Consider the following 17,460-nt stretch of genomic DNA (forward strand, 5'->3'; position numbering starts at 1 on the left):
GCACAGCCGGTGGGTGACACATACCTGCGCGAGCGGGCGATAGAAAGCAGCTAGACTGAGCGGCCCTTCGGCCCCACCAGGCAGTTTGCCATCTTGATCTGGCCACTGCTTGATCCCCTTCGCTTTTTCTGCCTGAGCCCTCTGTGAACGACACCTCTGCACCCGCACCCCGCCGCCCGATCCGTGAACTGCCCGACGAACTCATCAGCCAGATTGCCGCTGGCGAGGTAGTGGAACGCCCCGCCTCGGTGGTGCGTGAGCTGGTGGACAACGCGCTGGACGCCGGTGCCAGCCAGATCACGGTGCGGCTGCTGGCCGGTGGGGTGCGCTTGATCAGCGTGGAAGACGACGGCAGCGGCATCCTGCCCGAGGAGCTGCCGATTGCCCTCAAACGCCACGCCACCAGCAAAATCGGCAGCCTGGCCGACCTGGAGTCGGTGGGCACCATGGGCTTTCGGGGCGAGGCCCTGGCTGCCATCAATTCAATAGCAGACTGCGCAATCTTATCAAGGGCTAGCGGCCAAAATCACGCCTATCTGCTGGAAGGCCAGACCGGTGAACTCAAACCGGTGGCGCGTGCAGTGGGCACCACGGTCGAGGTCAAAGAGCTATTCTTTTCAACGCCTGCCCGGCGCAAATTCCTCAAAACCGATGCCACCGAGCTGGCGCATTGTGTGGAGGCGGTGCGCCGCCACGCGCTGGCCCGCCCCGATGTTGGTTTTGCCATCTGGCACGAGGGCAAACTGGTCGAGCAATGGCGCCGCTGTGGTGCGCCCGACAGCTTGCCCGCGCTGGAGCAGCGCCTGGCCGATGTGCTGGGCAGCGACTTTGTGGAGCAGTCGGTGTGGGTCGACTACGCCAGCAGCGCCCAAGCCGACTACGCGCCACGCATCAAGGTCTGGGGCCGCGCCGGTGTGCCCGATGCCGCACGCTCCAGAGCCGACCAGCAGTTTTGCTACGTCAATGGCCGTTTTGTGCGCGACAAGGTGGTGACCCACGCCGCCCGCAGCGCCTACGAAGACGTGTTGCACGGCCACCGCCAGCCGGTGTATGCGCTCTACATCACGATGGACCCGACCCGCGTCGACGTGAACGTGCACCCGACCAAGATCGAGGTGCGATTCCGCGACAGCCGCGACGTGCACCAGGCGGTGCGCCGGGCGGTGGACAACGCCCTGGCGGCGCCACGTGCCGGGCAGGCCGGAGGCAGTGAAGCTACACCAGCAGCGTGGTTGCAGCCAGCAGCTCAGCCGCCCATCGACTCTGCACCTGCCCCAGGTACTTATGTGTCAAATCAGCCTCTAGCCCTTATGCCACAAGGGCAGAGAGCTATGCATTTTGAGTCACCCGTGGGTCACCGTGTGAGCGACCTGGGCGCGCTGTGGGGCCGCCCGGCAGACCCGTCGCCGCTTAGCAGCAATGCCGCCCCGGCCGACAGCACATGGCCAAGACCCGCCAGCGCCGACCCCATCTCCACGCAGCCCGCCGCAACACTTACGCCCGACACCACGGAACACAGCGCCACGGAAGGCCCGATCTGGCCGCTGGGCCGCGCGCTGGCACAGTTGCAAGGGGTCTACATCCTGGCCGAAAACACCCAGGGCCTGGTGCTGGTGGACATGCATGCCGCACATGAACGCATCGTCTACGAACGGCTCAAAAACCAGTTCGCCAGCCAAACCCCGGACAACAGCACGCCCCGGCTGGCCAGCCAGCCGCTGCTGATCCCCTCCACCTTTGCCGCCACCCCCACGGAGGTCGCCACCGCCGAGTTACATGCCAGCACGCTGGACACCCTGGGCCTGGAGATTACCTCGTTCTCAGCCAAAACCCTGGCGGTGCGCGCGGTGCCGACCACGCTGGCGCAGGGTGACGCGGTGGAGCTGACGCGCAGTGTGCTGGCCGAACTGAGCCAGCATGACGCCAGCGGCGTCATCCAACGCGCCCACAACGAGCTGCTGGCCACCATGGCCTGCCACGGCGCGGTGCGCGCCAACCGACGCCTCACCCTCGAAGAAATGAACGGACTGCTGCGCCAGATGGAAGCCACCGAGCGCAGCGACCAGTGCAACCACGGCCGCCCCACCTGGCGCCAGATCAGTATGCGCGAACTCGACGCGCTGTTCTTGCGCGGACGCTGAGCCAGCCGCAGATGGCTTGGCGAGCAAAGACGGGCACTCCAAGACATCCGGGCGGCAGAAGAAGCGGTTGAAGCTGGGAAAAACGCCGGGGTTGTGCGCACTCTGTGCTACCCCAAAGAGCGGCAGCCCTCAAGACCTCCAAAAATGGGTTGCCAACCACGTCCCAAAGCTAGGTGTTTTCACCTAGTTCACGCAGAATTCAAGGGTTTCCCCTAATAAGCAAACGATTGCGCAATCGTTTGCGGTCGTAGAATTTGCTTCGAAGATGTCAAAACTGCATGTATCTCTCCATGTGTCGTCTTCACCCGGTCGGTGACCGATTGCCAGTTACAACTTATAGGAGCACCTCTCATGAAATTTACCCGTCGCGCAGTACAAACAAGCATTGCTATTGGTTTGTTGGGTGGACTGTTTGCCACACCCGTCTTGGCACAAGACAAGCCCAAAGTGGCGCTGGTCATGAAGTCATTGGCCAACGAGTTCTTCCGCACCATGGAAGACGGAGCCAAGGCCCACAACAAGGACAACGCTGGCAAGTACACCCTGGTCTCCAACGGCATCAAGAACGAGACCGACACCGCCGCCCAGATTCGCATGGTGGAGCAGATGGTTGCCCAAAAGGCCAATGCCATTGTGATTGCCCCGGCCGACTCCAAAGCCCTGGTGCCAGTGCTCAAAACCGCCATCGACCAAGGCATTCTGGTCGTCAACATTGACAACAAGCTCGATGCCGATGCGCAAAAAGAAAAAGGCATCCAGATCCCGTTTGCTGGCCCAGACAACCGCGCGGGCGCCAAGCTGGTGGGTGATTACCTGGCCAAGACCCTCAAGTCCGGTGACAAGGTTGGCATCATTGAAGGGGTCTCCACCACCTTCAACGCCCAGCAGCGCACCCTGGGTTTTCAGGACGCGATGAAGGCTGCCGGCGTGACGGTGGTCGGGGTGCAGTCGGGCAACTGGGAAATTGACAAGGGCAACGTGGTGGCCTCCGGCATGCTGCGTGAACACCCTGATCTGAAGGCCCTGCTGGCTGGCAATGACAACATGGCTCTCGGTGCGGTGGCTGCCGTCAAGGCCGCTGGCAAAACCGGCCAGGTGATGGTGGTGGGTTACGACAACATCAATGCCGTCAAACCCATGCTCAAGGATGGCCGCATGCTGGCCACTGCCGATCAGTACGGTGCCAAACAGGCGGTGTTTGGTATCGAAATCGCTTTGAAAGCGCTGGCCGAGAAGAAAAAACAATCGGAAATGCCTGCCGCCATCCAGACCGATGTGGTGTTGGTGACCAAAGACAGCAAGTGATCCTGGTCAAGCTGTGACCTGTGGCACAGGCCAAGCCGCCCGTGGGCAAAACCACGGGCAGCGCTCTGGCCTGTCCACGGAGCACCACAGCCAGCGCCACGCTGCACAACAACCTCTCGCAACTTTGACATCAACACAGGCCAAGCCATGCCGCCTTCCAACGCCACCCCTGAACCCGTTCTGACGATCCAGGACGTGGGCAAAACCTACGTCACCCCGGTCTTGCAAGGGGTGAGTCTGAATTTGTTTCCTGGCGAGGTGTTGGCCCTGACCGGTGAAAACGGTGCTGGCAAAAGCACCCTGGCCAAGATCATTTGTGGACTCGAACCGGCCAGCCAAGGCACGATGCAATTGGCGGGTCAGGTGTATGCACCCAACTCCCGACGCCATGCCGAGAGTCTGGGTGTGCGCATGGTGATGCAGGAGCTCAGCCTGATCACGACCCTGACGGTGGCCGAAAACCTGCTGCTGGTGGACATCCCCAACCGGGGCCGGTGGCAGGCCAACTGGATTGAGCGCGATCGCCTCAATGCTCTGGCGACACAACAACTGGCCAAAGTCGGCATGCAGGCGATTGACCCCAACACCCTGGTGTCAGAACTGGGCATTGGCCAACAACAGATGGTGGAAATCGCCCGCAACCTGCAGGACGACACCCGTGTGTTGATTCTGGACGAACCCACGGCCATGCTCACACCGAGTGAGACCCACCACCTGTTTGAACAGATCGCGCGGCTCCAGTCCCAGGGTGTGGCCATCATTTATGTGTCGCATCGGCTCGAAGAGTTGAAAGCCATTGCCGATACCCTGGTGGTCTTGCGCGACGGCAAACTCGTCCAGGTCTGCCCGATCAACAGCGTCACCGAGGATGACATCGTTCAGCTGATGGTGGGACACGCCGTCTCACAAGATCTGGACCGGCCACGTCGGCCACGCGGCAACTTGCTGCTCCGTGCCGAACACATCGGCCGGGGACGTTTGGTGAAGGACATCAGCCTCGATCTGTATGCCGGCGAGGTCTTGGGGCTGGCGGGTCTGGTGGGCAGCGGGCGCACTGAAGTTGTGCGTTTGTTGTTCGGCGCCGACCAGAACGAACATGGCGACATCACGGTGTATGAGAACGCACCCGGACAACCGGTGCGGGCCAAGGTCAAAAAGTGGGCAGCCCCGCTGGCGGCGATTGCCGCTGGTATTGGCCTGATCACCGAGGACCGCAAATCGCAGGGTTTGCTGCTGGGCCAACCCATTCGGGTCAACACCACTTTGAGTGACGTGGGGTCGGTGTCCAAAGCAGGCTGGCTGCAACGCGCCCTCGAAGTCAACATCGTCAAAGCCTTGATTGAGCGGCTGTCGGTACGCTGCAACTCCATGGAACAAGCTGTGGGCACCCTGAGTGGTGGCAACCAGCAAAAGGTGATTGTGTCGCGCTGGCTGCACCGCAACTGCGATGTGCTGCTGCTCGACGAACCCACACGGGGTGTGGACGTGGGGGCACGGGCGGACATTTATGCCGAGCTGGAGCAGATGGCCCAGTCCGGCAAGGCCTTGCTCATGGTCTCGAGTGATCTGCGTGAACTGATGCAGATGGCCGACCGCATTGGTGTCATGAGCAACGGCAAGCTGATCAAGATTTTTGAGCGGGGGCAGTGGACGGAGAAATCCCTGCTGGCCGCCGCTTTCAACGATACCCATCAACCCGTGGCGCCGGTGGCGGCCTGAACCCAACGCCGCTTTGTGCCACTTTCACGACCCTCTGTTATGACCACATCCATCCAACACAAGACCGCTGGCGCCGCGCGCAGCCAATTGGGCACCTACCTGGGACTCGCAGCGGTCCTGCTGAGCATGGTGATCTTTTTTGGCAGTCTGAGCGAGTACTTTTTCAGCGCCGCCACCTTCCTGGCCATTGCCAATGAAATCCCGGCCCTGCTGGTGATGTCGGTGGGCATGACCTTTGTGCTGATCATCGCCGGGATCGACCTGTCGGTCGGCTCGGTCTTGGCGCTGTCCGCCGCCGCAGCGGCCAACGCCATCCTGCAGTGGCATTGGGGCAGTGTGTCGGCGGCCTTGCTCGGCCTGGTGGTTGGTTTGGCCTGTGGCGCCTTCACCGGCTGGATCTCCGTGGCCTGGCGACTGCCCTCCTTCATCGTTTCCCTGGGCATGCTGGAGGCGGTGCGGGGTGGCGCCTATGTCTTGACCGACTCGCGCACCCAGTATGTGGGCGACGCCATGGCTGGCTTGGCAGTACCTTGGGTGGCCGGTATTTCCAGCGCGTTTTTCATCGCGGTGGTGCTGGTGTTTGTGGCCCAAGTGGTGCTCACCAAAACCGTGTTTGGCCGTTATGTGGTGGGCATTGGCACCAATGAAGAAGCCATGCGTCTGGCCGGCATCAACCCCAGCCCGATCCGTATTGCGGTCTTTGCGGCCACCGGTTTGCTGGCTGGCTTGGCTGGCTTGATGCAGTCGGCCCGGTTGGAGGCCGCCGACCCGAATTCGGGCACCGGCATTGAGCTGCAAGTGATTGCGGCGGTGGTGATTGGCGGCACCAGCCTGATGGGTGGCCGTGGTTCGGTGATCAACACCTTTTTTGGCGTGCTGATCATTGCGGTGCTGGAGGCTGGCTTGGCGCAGATCGGTGTGAGCGACCCGAGCAAACGTATCATCACTGGTTGTGTGATTGTGGTCGCGGTGATCATCGACACCTTGCGCCAGAAACGCGGCGCTGCTGCCTAGAACCTATTTTTTTCGCCGATGGCCTCCATCAAAGACGTTGCCCAGAGAGCCCGCGTGTCCACCACCACGGTCTCACATGTGGTGAACCGCACCCGCTTTGTCAGTGACCCGGTGCGCCACGAGGTGGAGGCCGCCATTCGCGAACTGAACTATGTACCCAGCGCGGTGGCGCGCAGCCTCAAGAGCAACTCCACCAAAACCATTGGCATGTTGATCCCCAACTGCTCCAACCCGTACTTCGCCGAGATCGTGCGCAGTGTGGAAGACCATTGTTTTGGCGCAGGTTACACCCTGATCTTGTGCAACACCGATGACGAGCCACACCGGCAGAGTGCCTACCTGCAGGCGCTGACCGAGAAACGCATCGACGGCATGATCATCATCTCCACCGGAGAAGGCAAGGACTTTCAGCGCATGCTGCACGGCTTGCCCATCCCCATGGTGCTGCTGGACCGCGAAATTGACGAGGTCAACTGCGATCTGGTGGAAACCGCCCACTTGCAAGGTGGCCTGATGGCCACCGAACACCTGATTGGCCTGGGGCACCGGCGCATCGCCTGCCTGGCCGGCCCCGCCAACCTGAACTCCAGCGCCCAACGTATCGAGGGTTGGCGCAGCGCCTTGGCCAACGCCGGTCTGGCGGCGCCCTCAGAGCTGCTGTGGCACAGTGACTTCACCAGCCAGGGCGGCTTCAACACCATGCAGACCATTTTGGCGTCACCACTGGCCCCCACGGCGGTGTTTGTGTGTAACGACCTGATGAGCATCGGGGCCCTCAGTGCGGCCCACCAAGCCGGCATCCAGATTCCCCAGCAGATGTCCCTGATCGGGTTTGACGACATCGAACTGGCCCAGTTTGCCAGCCCGGCTCTCACCACCATCGCCCAGCCCAAACTGCGCATTGGCATTGCGGCGGTGGACATGGTGCTTGAACGCATCCAGGGCGGCCGGATCCAGGCCAGGCAGCTGATCCTGCTGCCGGAACTCATTGTGCGCAACTCCACCACCGTGGTCCGCCCAGACCACTGACTCCCACCACCTTCTCCACCATGACAGAAACATCCCCCAAAGTCGTTTGCCTAGGCAGCTTGAACATGGACCTCGTGATTGCGGTGCCGCGTGCACCCGCCGAGGGCGAGACGGTTCAAGGCGATTCCATCCGTTATGTCCCCGGCGGCAAAGGCGCCAACCAGGCCGTGAGTTGTGCACGCCAGGGAGCAAACGTCAGCATGCTGGGCCGCGTCGGGCCAGACCACCATGGCCAGGTCCTTTGTGATGCGCTCCAGCAGGACGGTATTGCGGTGCACGGGGTGTTGGTTGACCCCGAGGTCGCTACCGGTGTGGCCATGGTGATGGTGGAAGCCAGCGGACTCAACCGCATTGTGGTGATTGCCGGCGCCAATGGCCAAGTTTGCCTCGACGAAACCCAGTTGGCCCAGGCGCTGCGGGATGCGCAATTCCTGATCATGCAGTTTGAGGTGCCGATGCCGCAGGTGATACAAGCCGCCCGGGTGGCGCGCAGCCTGGGTTGCCAGGTGGTGCTGAACCCCTCACCGGCCCAAACCCTGCCAGAAGCACTGTGGCCGCTGGTGGATGTGATGATCGTCAACGAAACCGAGGCGCGCTTCTTGACCGGGCTGTCACCCGATACCGACCCCAAAGTGGCCGCAGAAGTGGGCCGCCAGTTGCGCAGCAAAGGTGTCTCCCAGGCGGTTGTGACACTGGGTGCCTTGGGGGCTGTGGCCACCGATGCGACTGGCAGCACCTACCACCCGGCACCTAAAGTCAAGGTGGTGGACACCACCGCAGCGGGCGACACCTTTTTGGGCGCGGTCACGGTGGCCTTGGCCAAGCAGCACAGTTTGGCCGCCAGCGTGGACCTGGGGATCAAGGCGTCCACACTGTGTGTCCAGACCATGGGTGCCCAGCCATCGATCCCGACACTGGCACAAACCCAACAGAATTTGTCCGTCCCACCCTGGATGTCTTTATGAAACGCTCTGCCCTGCTCCACGCCGAACTCTCCCACCTGATCGCCACCATGGGCCACGGTGACATGCTGGTCATTGGGGACGCCGGCCTGCCGATCCCGGTCGGACCCAACGCACCCCAACGCATCGACCTGGCCGTGACGCTGGGCACACCCGGGCTGCCTGAGGTGCTCAAGGCGGTGTTGTCCGAACTGCAGGTCGAACGCACGGTGATTGCCACCGAGGCCTTGACCGCAGGCCAGCCACCGGCCTGGTACACCCAACAACTGAGCCTGGCCCCCCAGACCATGAGCCACGAAGCTTTCAAAAAGTTGTGTGGCAGCGCCCGCGCCATGGTGCGCACCGGTGAGTCCACCCCGTATGCCAACATCATCCTGGTCTCCGGCGTGACGTTTTGAGGCCTGGGTGGCCACCCCCACCCTGTAACCCAAAAGAACCTCGGCGCAAGGTGTTGCGCCCGCCAAACGCGGCTATGCTGGCCGGGCGCCCAAGCCTTGTTCGGCGGGGCGCCTTTCATGCGCACTGACCACTCCGCTTTTTACACCTCCCTGTTCCTCTCGCGCCTGGCCGACCAGATTCTGCTGTTTCTGGTGCCGCTGGTGGTGTTCCAGGTCACCCAAAGCACCGCCTGGTCAGGGGTTGCCTTTTTTGTCGAGACCTTGCCGCGGTTCCTGTCGTTTCCGATCTGTGGCGCGCTGTGTGACCGGATCGCGCCCTTGCGTTTGTTGCGCATCAGCCAGATGGCCCGGGCTCTGGCCTGTGTGCTGGGTTGTATCGCATCGGCCTTGACCGGTCAGGTCGCCTGGCTGGTGGGGGTGTCGGCGGTGTGTGGCGTGTTGACCACCCAGGGCTTGATGGCGCGTGAGGTGATGCTGCCCCAGGTGTTTCGCGGTGCCCGCACCGAAAAGGTCCTGGCGCATGCCCAGATTGCCGACCAGCTGGGCATGGTGCTGGGGCCGCTGCTGGCGGCGCTGGCACTGGCTTCGTGGTCCTGGGTGGTGGTGCTGGGCGCCACAGCGCTGCTGTTTGTGGCAGCGGACGCTGCGATGGCCGTCTGGCGCTGGGCCAGCCCAGTGCAATTGGTCGAGCCGACGCTGGCCCATCCCCTGCAAACCATGCATTGGTTGCAACCCTACCAAACCGCGTTGACCCAAGTCCTGCGTTTGCCCGGTTTGAAACAACTGATTGTGCTGGCGGCCGGGGTCAACCTGGTGGTGGGGGTCACGCTGGCCACCTCGGCCGCGATGGTCACCGGGGCGCTGCAGCAGTCCAGCAGCGACTACGCTCTGCTTCAAACCGGCGGCGCCATCGTCACGGTGTTGATTCTTCTGGTGATTGCGCGGGTGTCCTTGCCGCTGGGGGCCATGGGGCTCACCGCCTACCTGGCCATCCTGCTGGGTGCGGTGACCACCGCTGTTTCTGGCGGGCCATGCTTGTATGCGCTTGGGCTTTTGATGGTGATTGGGTTCGACAAGATGTTCAGCGTCTACATCCGCACCCGCCGCCTGCAGGTCATTCCGGCGACAGACCTGGGCAAAACCACCGGGCTGATTGTGCTGCTCAACAATGTGACGCAACCCGTGGCTGGTTTGGTGGTGGGCCTGTTTGCCGGGCCATCCCATGCCCAAGGTGTGATCTGGGCCATGACCGCTGGCATGGCGCTGCTGGGCGGCCTGGCCGTGTGGCTTGAGCGACTGCATCGACGCCGCCCGGATTAATGGTCTTTTTGGCCTCTAGCCCTTTTATCGTAAGGGCTTATAGCTATTTTTAGCAGAGCAAAATGCACGGATGCAACGCAGCATCAAGCGCAGCAGCCCAGGCCGCAAGCGCCCCCTGCATTCATCCTAAAATCAGCACCCCTCCCGCCTTCCATCAGCGCAAAGCGCTATCGCTTTTGATATCCCCACTGCAACACCTTTTCCGCCATCCGGCGTCGCGTACCCGTTTGTCCACCGAACTGCGGGGCCTGTGGCAACTGGCCTGGCCGATCCTGATCGGTCAACTCGCCACCGTCGGCATGGCCGTGGTCGATGTGGCCATGGCCGGCCACGCCTCGGCGCAGGATCTGGCCGGTGTGTCGCTGGGTGTGTCAGTCTGGAACATGTTGATGATCACCCTGATGGGTCTGGTGATGAGTGTCAACCCGATGGTGGCGCACCAGGTGGGCGCGGGTGACCTGGCCGGTGTGCCACACATCGTGCGCCAGGCCTTGTGGAAAGCGCTGGGCGTGGGGCTGATCGCGTTGCTGCTGGCCAACATCACCACCGCGTTGTTTGATCACATGCTGCTGGAGCCTTATGTGCGCGACCTGGCGAAGGGTTTTGTGCAAATCACCAGCCTGGCGCTGCCGCTGTTTGCGCTCTACCGGGTGTTGTATGGCTACAGCACCAGCCTGAACCAGACCAAACCGCTGATGGTGATTGCGCTGTTGTCCTTGTTGCTCAACATTGTTGTCAACAGCCTCTTGGTGTTTGGCCAGCTGGGTTTCCCGCGCCTGGGCGGTCTGGGCTGCGCCTGGGCCACTCTGGCCACGGTGGCGTTTAACCTGCTGGCGCTGGTGTGGTGGATGCACCATTCCAACGCCTACCGCAGCACCTGGCCTCTGGGCCAGTTTGAGCCGCCGCACTGGACGCAGATCAAGGGCCTGCTCAAGCTGGGCCTGCCAATTGGGGTGACCTACTTTGCCGAGAGCAGCGCGTTCAGCCTGATTGCGCTTTTGATCGCCGAATTTGGCAGCACCCAGATGGCGGCGCACCAGATTGCACTGAACTTCACATCGCTGGTGTTCATGGTGCCGCTGAGTGTGGGGCTGGCGCTGTTGACCCGGGTCGGGCAATCACTCGGCGCTGGCGACGCGGTGCTGGCGCGTTACCAGGCCTGGGTTGGGGTGGCGGTGGGGTTGGTGGTTGCCAGCTTGTCAGCGGCCGGTATGGCGCTGACCGCCAAGTGGATTGCCAGCGCCTACACCAGCGACACGGCGGTGATCACCATGGCAGCACAGTTGCTGCTGCTGGCGGCGGTGTTCCAGCTCTCGGACGCGACCCAGGTCATCACCAGCTGCGCCATCCGTGGTTACAAGGTGACACGTTCACCGATGGTGATCCACCTCACCGCATTCTGGGTTTTTGCCCTGCCACTGGGTTATGTGCTGGGCCTGGCCCCCAGCTGGATGCCCTGGCGGCCCGATCAGGCCATGGCGGCACAGGGTTTCTGGATCGCGCTGATATTGGGTCTGACGATTGCCGCGCTGGGGCTGGTGGTGTTGCTGCGCCAGGTGGCGCGTGCCCACCTGCGGGCCTGAACCTGGCCCCCTTCACTGCCTTAGCGTGGTGTCAAACCCGTAGAACGCGAGCGATCATCCATCTCAGCCAGATGGGCTGCCAGAGAGTTGCCGGATTGCTCCACGGCCAGGCGCAGCGCACGCTCTAGCTGATCCAATCGAGCTTCCAGGGTGGCCTTGGCTTCGCGGTCAGTCACGGCCAAACGTTTGAACTCCAGCTCTAAAAAACCACGCAGTTCGGTGAAGCGCGAGGCCTCGGCCTGATCAGCCAGCTTGCGGTTGGACTGCAACTCCTTGGCATGGGCACGTGCATCAAACATCACCGTGCTCTGCAGGTACAAGACATAGACCACAAACACCACCACCAACAGGCCCAGCAAGGCCAGAAAAATCAGACCCAGCGGCGCCTGGATGTCGATCACACCCAAAGACAGCGGGGTCGGCGCCAAGATCACCGGCCAGTTCAACACGGTAAACGCTGCCACCGCCAACAAGACCAGCAACACCGAGAGGGTTCGTAATTTCATCGAAGGGTTCCTTTCAAAAAGCGCCCGGCGCCAAATACAACGGCCTGCACCTGCGTCAGCAGGTCAGGCCGTTGGCTGCGGCTGGGCAGCGCTTCAGTGTAGCGGCACGCCGGTTTTCTCCTGCAATTCGTCCATGCTAACCCCTGGCGCACGCTGCACCACCTTGAGGCCATGCGGTGTGATGTCCATCACCGCCAGGTCGGTGATGATGCGGTCCACCACACCCACACCAGTCAGCGGCAAGGTGCAGTCGGGCAGGATTTTCAGGTCAAAACTGCCGTCCTTCTTCTTGGCCACGTGTTCCATCAGCACCACCACACTTTTGACACCACCGACCAGGTCCATGGCACCGCCCATGCCCTTGACCATCTTGCCCGGAATCATCCAGTTGGCTAGGTCACCGCGTTCACTGACCTGCATGGCGCCCAGAATGCTCAGGTTGACCTTGCCGCCGCGGATCATGGCAAAGCTGTCGTGGCTGCCAAAAATGCTGGAGCCTGGCAGTGTGGTCACGGTTTGTTTGCCCGCATTGATCAGGTCGGCGTCGACCTCGTCCTCGGTCGGAAACGGGCCAATACCGAGCATGCCGTTTTCACTCTGCAGCCAGACCTCGATGTCCTGGGGCACAAAGTTGGCCACCAGGGTGGGCAGCCCAATGCCCAGGTTCACATAAAAACCGTCCTGCAACTCCTGGGCCGCGATGGCCGCCATTTCCTCGTGTGTCCAGGCCATGGTCAATCTCCTTTTTTCTCAGACAGGGTGCGTTTTTCAATGCGTTTCTCAGGCGTCGCATTGAGCACGATGCGGTTCACGTAGATGCCCGGCAGATGCACTGCGTCGGGGTCAAAGCTGCCGTTTTCGACAATCTCCTCGACCTCCACCACGGTGATCTTGCCGGCCATGGCCACCGCCGGGTTGAAGTTGCGCGCGGTGCGCCGAAAGATCAGGTTGCCACTTCTGTCGGCCTTGTACGCCTTGACCAGCGACACATCGGGCACCAACGCGTGTTCCAGGATGTAGGCGTGGCCATCAAACACCCGGCTTTCCTTGCCCTGGGCCACCAGCGTGCCCACACCGGTTCGCACATAAAAAGCGGGGATGCCAGCACCACCGGCGCGCAGCTTCTCGGCCAAGGTGCCTTGTGGTGTGAATTCCAGCTCCAGCTCACCGGCCAGAAACTGGCGCTCGAACTCCTTGTTTTCACCCACATAGCTGGAGATCATTTTTTTGATCTGGCGCGACTCCAACAGCTTGCCCAGGCCAAAACCGTCCACGCCAGCGTTGTTGGAGATCACGGTCAGGTCTTTTTTGCCACTGTCACGCAAGGCATCAATCAGGGCTTCGGGGATGCCGCACAGGCCAAAACCGCCCACGGCCAGCAACTGGGAATCCCGGACGATGCCACGCAGCGCGACCGCTGCTGACGGATAGATTTTGTTCACGCCAAGTTCTCCGGTGTTGGTGGTGGTGGCGCTAGCATACTACTTAGTTCACTACGTAGTTTTTCCTAAAGGACAACCCTAGGCCATGAACGACTTCGACTACCGCCTGGCATTTGAGATGGCCCCGGTGGGCCTGGCGCTGTCACGCAACCGCACCATGGTGGACTGCAACCGCCACCTGTGTGACATGTTTGGTGCACACCGTGAGCAGCTGGTGGGCCAGTCGTTTCAGCTGCTCTACCCCACAGTGCAGGAATTCGAGCGCGCCGGTGCGCGCATCGCACCCCTGCTCAACCGCCACGGCACCTACGCGGATGACCGCATCATGAAGCGGCTCGACGGCCCCCACAAAGGCCAGCCCTTCTGGTGCCATGTGACCGGCCGGGCTTTGAACCAGGCCGCCCCGCATGAGGCCGGCATCTGGAGCTTTGAAGACCTCAGTGCTCGGCGCCCGATGAAGGCCGAACTGACAGCGCGCGAACGCGAGGTGGCAGCGCAGCTGATGGGGGGTCTGTCGAGCAAGGAAATTGGCCGCGCGCTGAGCATCAGCCACCGCACTGTGGAGATTTACCGGGCCAAGCTGATGCGAAAATACGCAGCATCCAACACGGGTGACCTCGTGCACAAGCTGATGTCGGGCTGATGCCCCGAATGGCATGGATATTGCGCACCTTTGTGTGACTTGTATCAAAGCATGCCCCACAAGTTCGCCACACACTCTGATTGCGTTCAACCCAAAGGAGAAATCATGGCTACAACCACCAAGAAGCCCGCTGCTGATGCAGAAGCCAAACCAGCGGTCAAGAAAGCTGCCGCCAAAAAGGCACCCGCAGCCAAAAAGGTGGCCGCTGCTGCGTTGGCACCTGCGGTCACAGCGCCTGTGGCGACCACGGCCGCGCCTGAGGCCAGCCCGGCTGTCGCAGCCAAACCGGCGGCCAAGGCGCCTGCCAAAAAAGTCAGCGCCACCAAACTCAAACCCTCGTCAGCCCCGGCACCGGTGCTCACCAGCGAACAACGCAACCACTACGTCTCGGTGGCAGCGTTCTACATCGCCGAGCGCCGTGGCTTCACCCTGGGCAACCCGGCAGACGACTGGCTGGCCGCTGAAGCTGAAGTGGATCGTCTGATTGCCAGCGGTCATTTCAGCGCCTGAGCCAATTATTCTTTTTTGATAGCTACCAGCCCTTTATTTAAAAGGGCCAGAGCCTCTTTTATCGATCAACGGCGGCTTCCTCAGCTGACCACAGCGCGCAACCACTCAGGCAGGGCCACGGCCTTTTGCTGGGGAAAATCAATCCAGATGGTGGTGGCACCACCCGCCGCACAGATCACCCCCGGGCGGTCTGCACGTTCCATCGTGACCCAGGTCTCGAAAGTGGTGCGCCCCGGGTCACTGGTGTAGAGCTTGGTCAGCACATCTCCCGGGTAGGCCAGCTGTTTGTAGAAGTTGCAGAACGCGTTGACGATCACCGGCCCCTGCCCGGTGGGTGTGGGCATCGCGGCAATGCTGTGCATCCAGTCCACCCGCGCGATTTCCAGGTACCTGAAGTAGGTCGCGTTGTTGACATGGTTGAGCGCATCCATGTCGCCCCAGCGAATCGGGATCAGCATCTCGTAGACCAGCTTCTTGCGCTCCGGAATCTCGATCTTCATGGTCTGCCCTTCCAATCTATTGGCTGCCACCGTGCCACAGGCCCTGTCCAGGCTGCCGGAGGTGCCAGAAACACCTCCATCACCAGCAGCGGCGCCTGTTGGCGCAAAAACACCGAACGCCGCGCCGACAGGCTGCGTGGTGCACCGGGGCGCACGCGCTGGATCTGCCTGGGCAAGGCCGTGTTGGGTTTGAACTGCTTGAACTGCATCGGCTGGCGGGTGATGCCCGAACGCCGGAACAACACATCGGCCAGCGGCCGAGTGCCCAAACCACGCACCGAGCGCCAGGCCCCTAGCGAGTGCTCATGGGCGGTGACACTGCGGGCAAACACCACAGGAACCCCATCCACCTTGAGCAGCACCTCGCGCACATAACCGTCGCGCCGCCCAGCCACGCCCAATGCCTGCGCCTCATCCACCGTCAAGGGCAGCCGCCCCTGACGCAGCACCTGCACCGAAAAAACATCACCACTGGCAGCCAGACGTGCGCTCAGCGAGCCGGTCGCCGCCAGCCAGCGCCCTAGGCCACCGTGGCCAAAGTTGTGATTTGTCCAACCGCTCATCGGTGTGCCCTGATCGAGGCAAGGGTGCCCAAGGTGAACAGCAGCACGGCCAGCCACTGCGCCAGTGTGGGCCAGTCGCCCTGCCAGACAAACGCGTAGAACAGGCCAAACAGGGTTTCGCTCACAATCAGCTGCCCGGCCAGACTGACACTCAAACGGCGGCTGGCCAGGTTCCACAACATGCTGCCAGCCCAGCCCGAGCCCACCCCGGTTGCTACACAGGCCATAGCTGCCAGCCCAATATTTTCCTGGGCTAGAAGCTCTTTTGGCTCTGAACCGGCAATCAGCCACAAGACCAAGGCACCTACACCGGTGGCCATACCCATCCAGTTGGTCCACTGCGCCGCACTCACCTGCGGGTGGCGTTTGAGCCAAAGTGCGTTCAGCAGCGCAAAAACGGTCCAGCTGACCATGGCGACCACCGCCAACAACACACCCCACCAGAAATCAGCCCCGTGCTGCGGCAGCACCAGAGCATGGGCCAGGCTGGCCTGCATCATCAGCAACAAACCCGCTGCGGTCAGCACCAGCCCGGGCAGCAGGGCCGACCATTTGAGCCCGAGCGGTTTGCCCAGCAACATCACCCAGATCGGGATGGTGCCCACAATCAGTGTCGGCACTTCGGAGCCAGCCGCGCTGATCGCCTCGGCCAGCAACAGGTAGTAGCCGGTGGCGCCCAGCAGGCTCATGCCCAGGGCAGTAGCCGCCTGCGACCAGGTCGGCAGGCTGTGGCTACGCCGCCCCAACACCATCATCAGAGTCGCCATCAGCCCGAAACTGACAAAACGCCCGGCGGTCAAGTCCACCGAGGACAAGCCCGGCGTCAACTGTGGCACCACAAACACCAAACCCCACAAGGCCCCCGCGCCGACCCCGGCGGCGATACCGATCCAGATGGCGCGGGAAGGTGTGTGGGCGGCGCTAGACCCCAAAACCATCATCAGCAGAAATCACCGCGCCGTTGATGAAATGGCTTTGGTCCGAACACAACATCACCAGCAGCGCGTCCAGGTCATGCGGTTGGCCAACGCGTTTGCGCGGCAGCATCTGCAGCAGCTTCTGGCCGGCCTCGGTCTGCCAGTGGTGGTGGTTGATCTCGGTGTCGATGTAGCCCGGGCAGATGGCATTGACATTGATGCCATGTTTGCCCCATTCCAGCGCCATGGCCTTGGTCATCTGGATCACCGCCGCCTTGCTCATTGAATAGACCCCAATCTTGGGCAACACCCGCAGGCCAGCCACCGAGGCCACGTTGATGATGCGCCCGCCGGTGAACGAGCCCGGCGCCTGCCCCTGGGCGCGCGCCAGCATGCGTTTGCCGACTTCCTGTGCCATGAAAAAGGCGCCCTTGGTGTTGGTGTTGAAGATGAAGTCAAAGTCCGCTTCGGTCACGTCCTGCAGCCGCTGGCTGGTGCTGACGCCCGAGTTGTTGATCAGAATGTCGATCGAGCCGACCTCGGTCTCGGCGTGCGCCACGGCGGATCTGATGCTGTCCTGGTCGGTCACATCCAGCTCCAGCACATGGGCGTCCCCGCCCTCGCCGTCAATCTGGGCACGCAGCTCTTTTAACTTGTCGATACGGCGACTCGCCAGAACCACCGCCGCACCAGCGCTGGCCAGGGTACGTGCAAACTGGGCACCCAGGCCGCTGGAGGCGCCCGTCACCAGGGCCACACGGCCCGACAGATCAATGTTGTATGTCATGTTCTTCTTTCCAGAAAAATAGAACGACCGTTCTATTTAGTGCAGCTCAGCCTCTAGAATTCGTTTTATCTTCGACAATCCGTCATCTGCAGCAGATGCGCTGCACTCTGACCATTATCCA

General features: G+C 62.0%; 18 protein-coding genes. 11 read left to right on the top strand and 7 right to left on the bottom strand.

Going from position 1 to position 17,460, the window contains the following annotated elements; all coding sequences use genetic code 11:
- Positions 1-143: 143 nt before the first annotated feature.
- The 9 genes from mutL (at position 144) to FDG13_RS17360 (ending at position 11,471) form a co-directional block, all read left to right on the top strand.
- A complete protein-coding gene (gene mutL / locus FDG13_RS17320) occupies positions 144-2,141 on the top strand; it encodes a DNA mismatch repair endonuclease MutL (RefSeq protein WP_370528247.1) in 1,998 nt (665 codons plus the stop codon).
- 351 nt (positions 2,142-2,492) lie between these two features.
- Positions 2,493-3,446, top strand: coding sequence for a sugar ABC transporter substrate-binding protein (locus FDG13_RS17325; RefSeq protein WP_180131174.1), 954 nt, complete (start codon positions 2,493-2,495; stop codon positions 3,444-3,446).
- 147 nt (positions 3,447-3,593) lie between these two features.
- Complete coding sequence (locus FDG13_RS17330; RefSeq protein WP_180131177.1) at positions 3,594-5,165, top strand: sugar ABC transporter ATP-binding protein; 1,572 nt, start codon at positions 3,594-3,596, stop codon at positions 5,163-5,165.
- A gap of 39 nt (positions 5,166-5,204) precedes the next feature.
- Positions 5,205-6,179: an ABC transporter permease gene (locus FDG13_RS17335; protein ID WP_180131180.1), complete on the top strand. Its 975-nt coding sequence runs from the start codon at positions 5,205-5,207 to the stop codon at positions 6,177-6,179.
- An 18-nt stretch (positions 6,180-6,197) separates the two neighbouring features.
- A complete protein-coding gene (locus FDG13_RS17340) occupies positions 6,198-7,208 on the top strand; it encodes a LacI family DNA-binding transcriptional regulator (protein WP_180131184.1) in 1,011 nt (336 codons plus the stop codon).
- Positions 7,209-7,228: 20 nt separating this feature from the next.
- On the top strand, positions 7,229-8,173 hold the full coding sequence (gene rbsK, locus FDG13_RS17345; protein WP_180131189.1) for a ribokinase: 945 nt from the start codon (positions 7,229-7,231) through the stop codon (positions 8,171-8,173).
- Positions 8,170-8,568 (top strand): D-ribose pyranase, encoded by a 399-nt coding sequence (gene rbsD / locus FDG13_RS17350; RefSeq protein ID WP_180131194.1) that lies wholly within the window; start codon positions 8,170-8,172, stop codon positions 8,566-8,568. The genes rbsK and rbsD overlap by 4 nt, the downstream gene beginning before the upstream one ends.
- 117 nt (positions 8,569-8,685) lie before the next feature.
- Positions 8,686-9,888, top strand: a complete 1,203-nt coding sequence (locus tag FDG13_RS17355) for an MFS transporter (RefSeq protein ID WP_180131197.1) — start codon at positions 8,686-8,688, stop codon at positions 9,886-9,888.
- 227 nt (positions 9,889-10,115) lie between these two features.
- Positions 10,116-11,471 (top strand): MATE family efflux transporter, encoded by a 1,356-nt coding sequence (locus tag FDG13_RS17360; RefSeq protein WP_255435304.1) that lies wholly within the window; start codon positions 10,116-10,118, stop codon positions 11,469-11,471.
- Positions 11,472-11,491: 20 nt separating this feature from the next.
- On the opposite strand, the gene FDG13_RS17365 is transcribed toward FDG13_RS17360, so the two are convergent.
- The 3 genes from FDG13_RS17365 to FDG13_RS17375 form a co-directional block, all read right to left on the bottom strand.
- Positions 11,492-11,977, bottom strand: coding sequence for a LapA family protein (locus FDG13_RS17365; protein WP_180131205.1), 486 nt, complete (start codon positions 11,975-11,977; stop codon positions 11,492-11,494).
- A gap of 93 nt (positions 11,978-12,070) precedes the next feature.
- Positions 12,071-12,709 (bottom strand): 3-oxoacid CoA-transferase subunit B, encoded by a 639-nt coding sequence (locus tag FDG13_RS17370; protein ID WP_078365980.1) that lies wholly within the window; start codon positions 12,707-12,709, stop codon positions 12,071-12,073.
- Between the two features lie 2 nt (positions 12,710-12,711).
- Positions 12,712-13,419, bottom strand: coding sequence for a CoA transferase subunit A (locus tag FDG13_RS17375; RefSeq protein ID WP_180131209.1), 708 nt, complete (start codon positions 13,417-13,419; stop codon positions 12,712-12,714).
- An 85-nt stretch (positions 13,420-13,504) separates the two neighbouring features.
- Between FDG13_RS17375 and FDG13_RS17380 the strand changes: the two genes are divergently transcribed.
- Positions 13,505-14,062, top strand: coding sequence for a LuxR C-terminal-related transcriptional regulator (locus FDG13_RS17380; RefSeq protein WP_180131212.1), 558 nt, complete (start codon positions 13,505-13,507; stop codon positions 14,060-14,062).
- 105 nt (positions 14,063-14,167) lie between these two features.
- Positions 14,168-14,572, top strand: coding sequence for a DUF2934 domain-containing protein (locus tag FDG13_RS17385; RefSeq protein WP_180131215.1), 405 nt, complete (start codon positions 14,168-14,170; stop codon positions 14,570-14,572).
- Positions 14,573-14,652: 80 nt separating this feature from the next.
- Here the strand turns inward: FDG13_RS17385 and FDG13_RS17390 are convergent, their stop codons facing one another.
- Genes FDG13_RS17390 through FDG13_RS17405 form a run of 4 tightly spaced genes read right to left on the bottom strand, consistent with a single transcriptional unit; the run spans position 14,653 to position 17,339 of the window.
- The gene (locus tag FDG13_RS17390) at positions 14,653-15,072 is read right to left on the bottom strand and encodes a thioesterase family protein (protein ID WP_180131220.1); all 420 of its coding nucleotides are present in this window, start codon (positions 15,070-15,072) and stop codon (positions 14,653-14,655) included.
- The gene (locus FDG13_RS17395) at positions 15,069-15,635 is read right to left on the bottom strand and encodes a chorismate lyase (RefSeq protein WP_180131222.1); all 567 of its coding nucleotides are present in this window, start codon (positions 15,633-15,635) and stop codon (positions 15,069-15,071) included. Before FDG13_RS17395 ends, FDG13_RS17390 begins: the two co-directional genes overlap by 4 nt.
- On the bottom strand, positions 15,632-16,573 hold the full coding sequence (locus tag FDG13_RS17400) for a DMT family transporter (protein WP_218942782.1): 942 nt from the start codon (positions 16,571-16,573) through the stop codon (positions 15,632-15,634). Before FDG13_RS17400 ends, FDG13_RS17395 begins: the two co-directional genes overlap by 4 nt.
- Positions 16,557-17,339 carry an SDR family oxidoreductase gene (locus FDG13_RS17405; protein ID WP_180131226.1) on the bottom strand — a complete coding sequence of 261 codons (783 nt, stop codon included), beginning with the start codon at positions 17,337-17,339 and terminating at the stop codon, positions 16,557-16,559. The genes FDG13_RS17400 and FDG13_RS17405 overlap by 17 nt, the downstream gene beginning before the upstream one ends.
- Positions 17,340-17,460: the final 121 nt, after the last annotated feature.

The organism is Rhodoferax sp. BLA1 (assembly GCF_013416775.1).
Lineage (GTDB): Bacteria > Pseudomonadota > Gammaproteobacteria > Burkholderiales > Burkholderiaceae_C > Rhodoferax.

Bases quoted from the DNA above. Each gene is read 5' to 3' on its own strand.
- FDG13_RS17370 (WP_078365980.1), bottom strand. From the start codon at position 12,709: ATGGCCTGGACACACGAGGAAATGGCGGCCATCGCGGCCCAGGAGTTG.
- FDG13_RS17335 (WP_180131180.1), top strand. From the start codon at position 5,205: ATGACCACATCCATCCAACACAAGACCGCTGGCGCCGCGCGCAGCCAA.
- FDG13_RS17390 (WP_180131220.1), bottom strand. From the start codon at position 15,072: ATGAAGATCGAGATTCCGGAGCGCAAGAAGCTGGTCTACGAGATGCTG.
- FDG13_RS17355 (WP_180131197.1), top strand. From the start codon at position 8,686: ATGCGCACTGACCACTCCGCTTTTTACACCTCCCTGTTCCTCTCGCGC.
- rbsD (WP_180131194.1), top strand. From the start codon at position 8,170: ATGAAACGCTCTGCCCTGCTCCACGCCGAACTCTCCCACCTGATCGCC.
- FDG13_RS17405 (WP_180131226.1), bottom strand. From the start codon at position 17,339: ATGACATACAACATTGATCTGTCGGGCCGTGTGGCCCTGGTGACGGGC.
- FDG13_RS17380 (WP_180131212.1), top strand. From the start codon at position 13,505: ATGAACGACTTCGACTACCGCCTGGCATTTGAGATGGCCCCGGTGGGC.
- FDG13_RS17385 (WP_180131215.1), top strand. From the start codon at position 14,168: ATGGCTACAACCACCAAGAAGCCCGCTGCTGATGCAGAAGCCAAACCA.
- FDG13_RS17395 (WP_180131222.1), bottom strand. From the start codon at position 15,635: ATGAGCGGTTGGACAAATCACAACTTTGGCCACGGTGGCCTAGGGCGC.
- FDG13_RS17400 (WP_218942782.1), bottom strand. From the start codon at position 16,573: ATGGTTTTGGGGTCTAGCGCCGCCCACACACCTTCCCGCGCCATCTGG.
- FDG13_RS17365 (WP_180131205.1), bottom strand. From the start codon at position 11,977: ATGAAATTACGAACCCTCTCGGTGTTGCTGGTCTTGTTGGCGGTGGCA.
- FDG13_RS17330 (WP_180131177.1), top strand. From the start codon at position 3,594: ATGCCGCCTTCCAACGCCACCCCTGAACCCGTTCTGACGATCCAGGAC.
- FDG13_RS17325 (WP_180131174.1), top strand. From the start codon at position 2,493: ATGAAATTTACCCGTCGCGCAGTACAAACAAGCATTGCTATTGGTTTG.
- FDG13_RS17340 (WP_180131184.1), top strand. From the start codon at position 6,198: ATGGCCTCCATCAAAGACGTTGCCCAGAGAGCCCGCGTGTCCACCACC.
- rbsK (WP_180131189.1), top strand. From the start codon at position 7,229: ATGACAGAAACATCCCCCAAAGTCGTTTGCCTAGGCAGCTTGAACATG.